Below are 6,420 nucleotides of genomic sequence, written 5' to 3' on the forward strand. Positions count from 1 at the left end.
AGTACACCGATGAAAGAACGTCTCAGGCCGGCCGGACCAGCGGCAGGAAGATCTGGTCGACGATCTCCTCGATCGCCTCGTCCGGCAGCGGCCGGAACGTCATGAGCAGGTGGTGCCGGAACAGGTCGAACGGCAGGCTCGCGATCCGCGGTATGAGCCTCGCCGGGTCGGCCTCCCCGCGCTCGACCGCCCGGCGCAGGATCACCTCGACCGCCGTGCCCGGGCCGATGAACGCGTCGCGCAGGTCGGCGAGGGTCGTGCCGGTCTCCTGGTAGTAGCCGGCGAGGTGCACGCTGGCGACCGCGGCGAACCTGACCCGGTGCTCGTTGGCGTACCGCAGCAGCGCGACCAGGTCGCCGCGCAGGCTGCCGGTGTCGGGCACCGCGGGCCGGTCGCGCAGCAGCGCCCGGCCGATCGCGGCGCGGACGAGCTCCTGGCGGGTGGGCCAGCGGCGGTACACCACCGGCCGGCTCGTCCCGGCCCGCGCGGCGACCCCGTCGATCGTGAAGCCGGCGTAGCCGTGCTCGTTGAGCTCGTCCCACGCGGCGTCGAGCAGCGCGTCCTCCAGCTCCTGCCCGCGCCGCCGCCGGCCCGGCTCCTTAAGACTCACTTGCGTATCTTATCCGGCGCGGCTACGGTGGCCAAATAAGATACGTGACTGCATCTTAAGGATCGGCCATGAAACTCGACCCCGTCGTGACCCGCACGGCGACCGCTGTCGTCGCCGGTGCGCTCGCCGTCGTCTTCGACACGACGATCGTCGGCGTGGCGCTGGAGGACCTCGCCGTCGACCTGCACGCCTCCGTGCCCACCATCCAGTGGGTGAGCACGGCCTACCTGCTGGCGATGTTCGTCACCATCCCGATCGCCGGCTGGGCCCAGCGGGTCGTCGGCGGCAAGCGGCTCTGGCTGGGCGCGCTCGGCCTGTTCCTGACCGGCTCGGTGCTGTGCAGCCTGGCCTGGAGCGCCCCGAGCCTCATCGCGTTCCGCGCGGTGCAGGGCGTCGCCGGCGGGATCATGCTGCCGCTCATGACGACCCTCGTGATGCAGGCGGCCCGCGGCCAGGCCCTCGGCCGGCTGATGGGGGTGATCGGCCTGCCGGCCGTCGCCGGCCCCATCCTCGGCCCGGTCCTCGGCGGCCTCATCCTGGACCGGCTCGACTGGCCCTGGCTGTTCTGGGTCAACGTCCCGTTCTGCGTGGTCGGCGCGGTGCTCGCGGTGTGGCTGCTGCCGCGCGACGAGCCGGCCGCCCGCCCCGGCCCGCTCGACGGCCTCGGCCTGGCCCTCGTCGGCCCGGGCGTCGTCGCGATCCTCTACGGCCTGTCGAACGCCGGTGACCACGGCGGCTTCGGCCGGGCCGACGTGCTCGCGCCGGTGCTCGCGGGCGCCGCGCTGCTGGCCGGGTTCGTGGTGCGGGCCCTGCGCCGCGGCGAGCGGGCCCTGGTGGACGTCCGGCTGCTGCGGCACGGCCCGCTCGCCGCGTCCTCGGCGCTGCTGTTCCTGTCCGGTGCCGCGCTCTACGGCGCGATGCTGCTGCTCCCGTTGTACTGGCAGCAGGCCCGCGGCGCCGACGCGCTCGAGGCCGGCCTGATGCTGGTGCCGCAGGGCGTCGGCATCCTGCTGAGCCGCTCGCTCGCCGGCCGCCTCACCGACCGCCTCGGCCCGCGCTGGGTCTGCGTCGCCGGCTTCGCGGTGGTCGGCCTGTCCACGGTGCCCTTCGCGTACGCGACCACGGACACGAGCGCCCGGCCGCTCGCGGCAGCGCTCCTGGTACGCGGCGTGGGCCTCGGCGCGGTCATCATCCCCCTCATGAGCGCCGCGTTCGTCGGCCTCGGCCGCGACGAGGTGCCCCACGCCAGCATCATCACGCGGATCGCGCAGCAACTCGGCGGCTCGTTCGGCGTGGCCCTGCTGGCGGTCGTGCTCCACGGCACCTCGTTCGGCACCGCGTTCTGGTGGGCGGTCACGTTCACGGCCGTCGCGATGGTGCTGTCGGTACTGCTGCCCGCCCGCCAGGCGCAACCGCTCGCCCCGGCCGGCAGGGAGCTCAGTCCGGCGGGCGGCCGTTGAGCCAGGCCAGGACGGCGAGGACGCGGCGGTGGCCGGCGCCGGGCTCGGTCAGGCCCAGCTTGGCGAAGATGTTCCCGACGTGCTTGTGCACCGCGTTGTCGGTGACGAACAGCCGGGCCGCGATCGCGGCGTTGTCGGCGCCCTCGGCCATGAGCGCGAGCACCTCCCGCTCCCGCGCGGTCAGCACCGAGACGGTGTCGCGGGCCATCAGCCGGGCCACGACCTCCGGGTCCAGCGCGGTCCCGCCGGCGGCGACCCGGGTGAGCGCGTCGACGAACCCGTCGATGCGGCTCACCCGGTCCTTGAGCAGGTACCCGATCCCGCCCCGGGCACCGTCGAGCAGCTCGGCGGCGTAGGCCGGCTCGACGTACTGCGACAGCACCAGCACCGGCAGCCCAGGATGCCGCCGCCGGGCCTCCAGCGCCGCCCGGATCCCCTCGTCGCGGAACCCGGGCGGCAGGCGGACGTCCACGATGGACACATCGGGCCGGTACTCCTCGACGGCGCCCAGGAACGCCGCCCCGTCGGCCACCACCGCAGCGACGTCGACCCCCCGGGTTTGCAGCAGCAGTTCGAGCCCGCCGGACAACAGCACGTTGTCCTCGGCGATCACCACGCGCACGGCACCTCCACCAGCACTCGCGTCGGCCCACCCGCCGGGCTGGTGACGGCGAGCGTCCCGTCGAGGGCGGCGACCCGCCGGAGGACCCCCGCCAGCCCGGTCCCACCCCCGCCCGGGCCCGCGCCGGCGGTCACCTCGGCGCCGCCGCGGCCGTTGTCCGCGATCTCCACCGACAGCAGGACGCCCTCCCGGCGGAGGCGGACCGTGGCGTGGGTGGCGTGGCTGTGCTTCGCCACGTTGGTGAGGGCCTCGGTGACGGCGAAGTACGCGACCGCCTCCACCGCCGCCGGCACCCGCCCGAGCTCGCCGATGTCGAGCGTCACCGGTACCCCGGCCCGGTCGGCCACGGTCGCCAGGGCGCCGGGGAGGCCGCGGTCGGCGAGGATCGGCGGGTACGTCGTGCGGATCACCGCCCGCAGCTCCGCCATCGCCTCCTCCGTCCCCTCGTGCGCCTCCCGCAGCAGCCGCTCGACCGCCGCGGTGTCGCGCGGCAGGACGTCCCTCGCGACCGCCAGCCGCATCGCGATCGCGACCAGCCGGGCCTGCGTGCCGTCGTGCAGGTCCCGCTCGATGCGGCGCAGCTCGGCCGCGTGGGCGTCGAGCACCTCGGCCCGGGTGCGGGTGAGCTCCTCGATCCGCTCGGCGGAGGACGGCGCGAGCAGGGCCAGGGTGAGCCGGGCGTGGCCAGCCGCCAGGGGTGGGAAGCCCCATCGGACCACGGCGGCGAGCAGCGCGACCTGCAGCAGCCCGAGCCCGGCCGCCGTGCCCCAGCCGGTCACCGGCACCTCGGCGAACAGCCGCGGCGGCTCCGCGAACGCCCACCACGCCACCGCGACCACGGCCCCGAACACCACGTTGCCGAGGCACAGCACGACCGCCGCGGCCGTCACCGCCCCGGCGACCGCGGCGACCGGCAGCCACCGCAGGCACACCCAGCCGGACACCGACGCGACCGCGGACCGACCGGCCGCCAAAGAGGCCGCAGACCGACCAGCCGCCGATCGGCCGGCCACCGGAGCGGCCGCGGGCCGGCCGGACAGCAGCGCGGCGGCGCGGCGGCGGTGGCCGGCCGCCCACGGAACGCCCAGCGGCGGCAGGAGCAGCAGCGGCAGCGCCACCAGCGTCACCACACCGGCCGCGCCGGCGACCAGGAGGTACCACAGCGTTCTCATCGGGTCCATCTCTACCCCAGCGGCCCGGCCGGAGCACTACAGCCAGCTGTATGGGCCGCGCCCCGCCCGCCGTCCTACGGTCGTCGCCATGACGAACCCATTCATCCACCTCGTGCTGGTGCTGGCGGCCGTCGCGGGACCCGCGCCGGCGCACCAGCTGCAGCGGGACGCCGACGCCATGCAGCGGCTCGGGATCACCGGTGTGCAGGCCCGGGCGGTCACGCCCGGCGGCGAGCGGGTCGCGACCAGCGGGGTCGCCGACCTGACCAGCGGCCGCCCGGTACCCGCTGACGGCCGTTTCCGCATCGCCAGTACCGCCAAAACCCTCGTCGCCACGGTCACCCTGCAGCTGGTGGGGGAGGGGCGGCTGTCCCTCGACGACACCGTGGAGCGCTGGCTGCCGGGAGTTGTGCAGGGCAACGGCAACGACGGGTCGCGGATCACCGTCCGGCAGCTGCTCCAGCACACCGGCGGCCTGCACGACGACTTCCCCGACTTCGTCTCGGCGGCGGACTACTACGCCCACCGCTACGACGTGTATTCGCCGGCGGACCTCGTCGCCCGGTCGATGCGGCACGCGCCGGACTTCGCGCCGGGGGCGGCCTGGCAGTACAGCAGCATCGGGTATGTCCTCGTCGACCTCATCATCGAGCGGGTCACCGGTCGCCCGTGGTACGACGAGGTCCGCGACCGCATCGTCCGGCCGCTCGGGATGACCGCGACGAGCTGGCCGGGCAGCGACCCGTCCGTGCCGGGCCCGCACGCCCGCGGCTACCAGCCCTACGACGGCGTGCTCGTCGACGTCACCGAGCAGGTGGTCGCCGACCCGGAGGCGGCGATCGTGTCGACCACGGCCGACCTGAACCGGTTCTTCCGCGCGCTGCTCGGCGGGCGGCTGCTGCGCCCGGCGCAGCTCGCCGAGATGACCCGCACGGTGCCGGTCGAGGGCGGGCTGGAGGAGATCATGCCGGGCGCCCGGTACGGGCTGGGCCTGTTCGTGCGGCCGCTGCCGTGCGGCGGCGTGTACTACGGTCACCCGGGCGGCGGGTCCGGCTACGTGACCGACACGGGTGTGACCCCCGGCGGGCGGCGCTCGGTCGTCGTGTCGGCGAGCAGCGTGCTCGGCGGCAGCGCAGCGGACTTCATCCGGCAGCAGCACGCGGCCGACCGGCTGGTCGAGCACGCACTGTGTGACCGCTGATCGGTCCACCGACCCGGTCGAACCACGCGCCGAAGACCGGGATGTCCCACGCCTCGACGAGGGCGGCGGCGTCGGCGGCGTGCCGGCGGGCCAGTTCCGGCTCGCCGGCGGCCGACGCCGCCAGCGCCAGGTAGGCGTCCACCGGGCCGATCGGCGCGCCGGAGCCCGCCGAGGCGGTCCGGCCGGCCAGCGGGGCGAGCCGGCGGTACACCTCGGCACCCTGGTCGGGGCGGGACAGCGCGAACGCCGCGTAGGCCGCCACCGAGAGGTCGAACGGCAGCGCCCACGACGCCGGGTGCTCCGGGCGGCGCTCGTTGACCTCGGCGGCCTCGTCCAGGTGGCCGGCGTGCAGCAGCACCAGCAGGTACATCGCCGCCGAGACGGTCGGCTGGGCCTCGTACACCGGCCGGATCACCGGCAGCAGCTCGGCGGCCCGGCCCTGCCAGATGCGCATGAACGCGGTGGCGCTCTCGAAGAAGCCCCGGGTCGGCAGCAGGGTCGTCGCCGCGGTGGTGAGCAGCTCGGCGACCCGGGTCTCGGCCTCGGCGAACCGGCCGCGCATGGCCAGCCACGGCCCGTCCATGGTGCCGACGACGAGCAGCGGGAACGCCAGCCGCAGCCGCTCGGCCTCGGCGCGGGCCACCGCCAGGTCGGCCCACATCCGCTCGATGCGGCCGGTCTCCTGCGCGGCGATGGCGCGGTACGTGAGCAGGCGGGTGCGGTCGGCCTGGCGGGCCGGCGGCTCGCCCGGCACCGGCTCGTCGAGGCGCGCGAGCCGGATCGCCTCCTCGATGTGGTGCCAGCGCCGCTCCGCGTTGTCGGCCAGCCACACGGCGGTGAACGCGGTCCCGGCGGCCCACACGAGCAGGTCGGGGTCGCCGAGCCGGCGGGCCATCGCCAGGCCCTCGTCGGCGAGCGCGTCGCGTTCGAGGGGCGCGTCGGCGTAGTGCAGCTCGCCGGCGAGGGTCAGCAGGGCCCGGCAGCGCAGCTCGCCGTCGGCCGCGGGCAGCTCGCGCAGGGCCCGGCGCAGCGCCGCGACGGCCGGCGCGTGCACGATGTCGAGGTCGCGCACCGGCCACATCGAGCCGTCCGGGGTGCGGACCGCGGCGCGGGCCAGCCGCTCGACGTCGTCGAGCTCGGTCGCGGCCGCGCAGGCCAGGTCGATCGCCTCCAGCTGGCCCTCGCGGTCGCCGACCCACTCGCAGGCGTCGGCGTGGGTCATGAGCAGGTCGTAGCGGTCGCTCGCGGTGCACGCGCCGTCCTGGGCCTGGGCGACCCGGGCGGCGGCGAGCAGCCGGACCGCCTCCTCGTGGCCGTGCAGCGCCCGCGCCTGCCCGGCGGCCCGGGCGGTGGCC

General features: G+C 75.8%; 6 protein-coding genes. 2 read left to right on the forward strand and 4 right to left on the reverse strand.

The features are described 5' to 3' along the window. Window positions 1-22 precede the first annotated feature (22 nt). Window positions 23-610, reverse strand: a complete 588-nt coding sequence (locus ABZS66_RS42705) for a TetR/AcrR family transcriptional regulator (protein WP_354768199.1) — start codon at window positions 608-610, stop codon at window positions 23-25. Between the two features lie 68 nt (window positions 611-678). On the opposite strand from ABZS66_RS42705, the gene ABZS66_RS42710 reads away from it, so the two are divergent. After that, on the forward strand, window positions 679-2,070 hold the full coding sequence (locus ABZS66_RS42710; RefSeq protein WP_354768201.1) for an MDR family MFS transporter: 1,392 nt from the start codon (window positions 679-681) through the stop codon (window positions 2,068-2,070). On the opposite strand, the gene ABZS66_RS42715 is transcribed toward ABZS66_RS42710, so the two are convergent. After that, a complete protein-coding gene (locus tag ABZS66_RS42715) occupies window positions 2,048-2,692 on the reverse strand; it encodes a response regulator transcription factor (RefSeq protein WP_354768203.1) in 645 nt (214 codons plus the stop codon). The genes ABZS66_RS42710 and ABZS66_RS42715 overlap by 23 nt on opposite strands. Further along, complete coding sequence (locus ABZS66_RS42720; protein WP_354768205.1) at window positions 2,680-3,864, reverse strand: histidine kinase; 1,185 nt, start codon at window positions 3,862-3,864, stop codon at window positions 2,680-2,682. Before ABZS66_RS42720 ends, ABZS66_RS42715 begins: the two co-directional genes overlap by 13 nt. 88 nt (window positions 3,865-3,952) lie before the next feature. Here ABZS66_RS42720 and ABZS66_RS42725 point away from each other — a divergent pair, with 88 nt between their 5' ends. Further along, window positions 3,953-5,065: a serine hydrolase domain-containing protein gene (locus ABZS66_RS42725; RefSeq protein WP_354768207.1), complete on the forward strand. Its 1,113-nt coding sequence runs from the start codon at window positions 3,953-3,955 to the stop codon at window positions 5,063-5,065. Here the strand turns inward: ABZS66_RS42725 and ABZS66_RS42730 are convergent. Beyond that, window positions 5,007-6,420, reverse strand: a 1,414-nt coding sequence (locus ABZS66_RS42730) for a hypothetical protein (RefSeq protein WP_354768209.1), incomplete at its 5' end; no start/stop codon positions are given. The genes ABZS66_RS42725 and ABZS66_RS42730 overlap by 59 nt on opposite strands.

Source organism: Dactylosporangium sp. NPDC005572 (assembly GCF_040605515.1).
Lineage (GTDB): Bacteria > Actinomycetota > Actinomycetes > Mycobacteriales > Micromonosporaceae > Dactylosporangium.

What these genes read in the sequence shown, in the direction of transcription:
- ABZS66_RS42710 (WP_354768201.1), top strand. Translation starts at nt 679, where the DNA reads ATGAAACTCGACCCCGTCGTGACCCGCACGGCGACCGCTGTCGTCGCC.
- ABZS66_RS42720 (WP_354768205.1), bottom strand. Translation starts at nt 3,864, where the DNA reads ATGAGAACGCTGTGGTACCTCCTGGTCGCCGGCGCGGCCGGTGTGGTG.
- ABZS66_RS42725 (WP_354768207.1), top strand. Translation starts at nt 3,953, where the DNA reads ATGACGAACCCATTCATCCACCTCGTGCTGGTGCTGGCGGCCGTCGCG.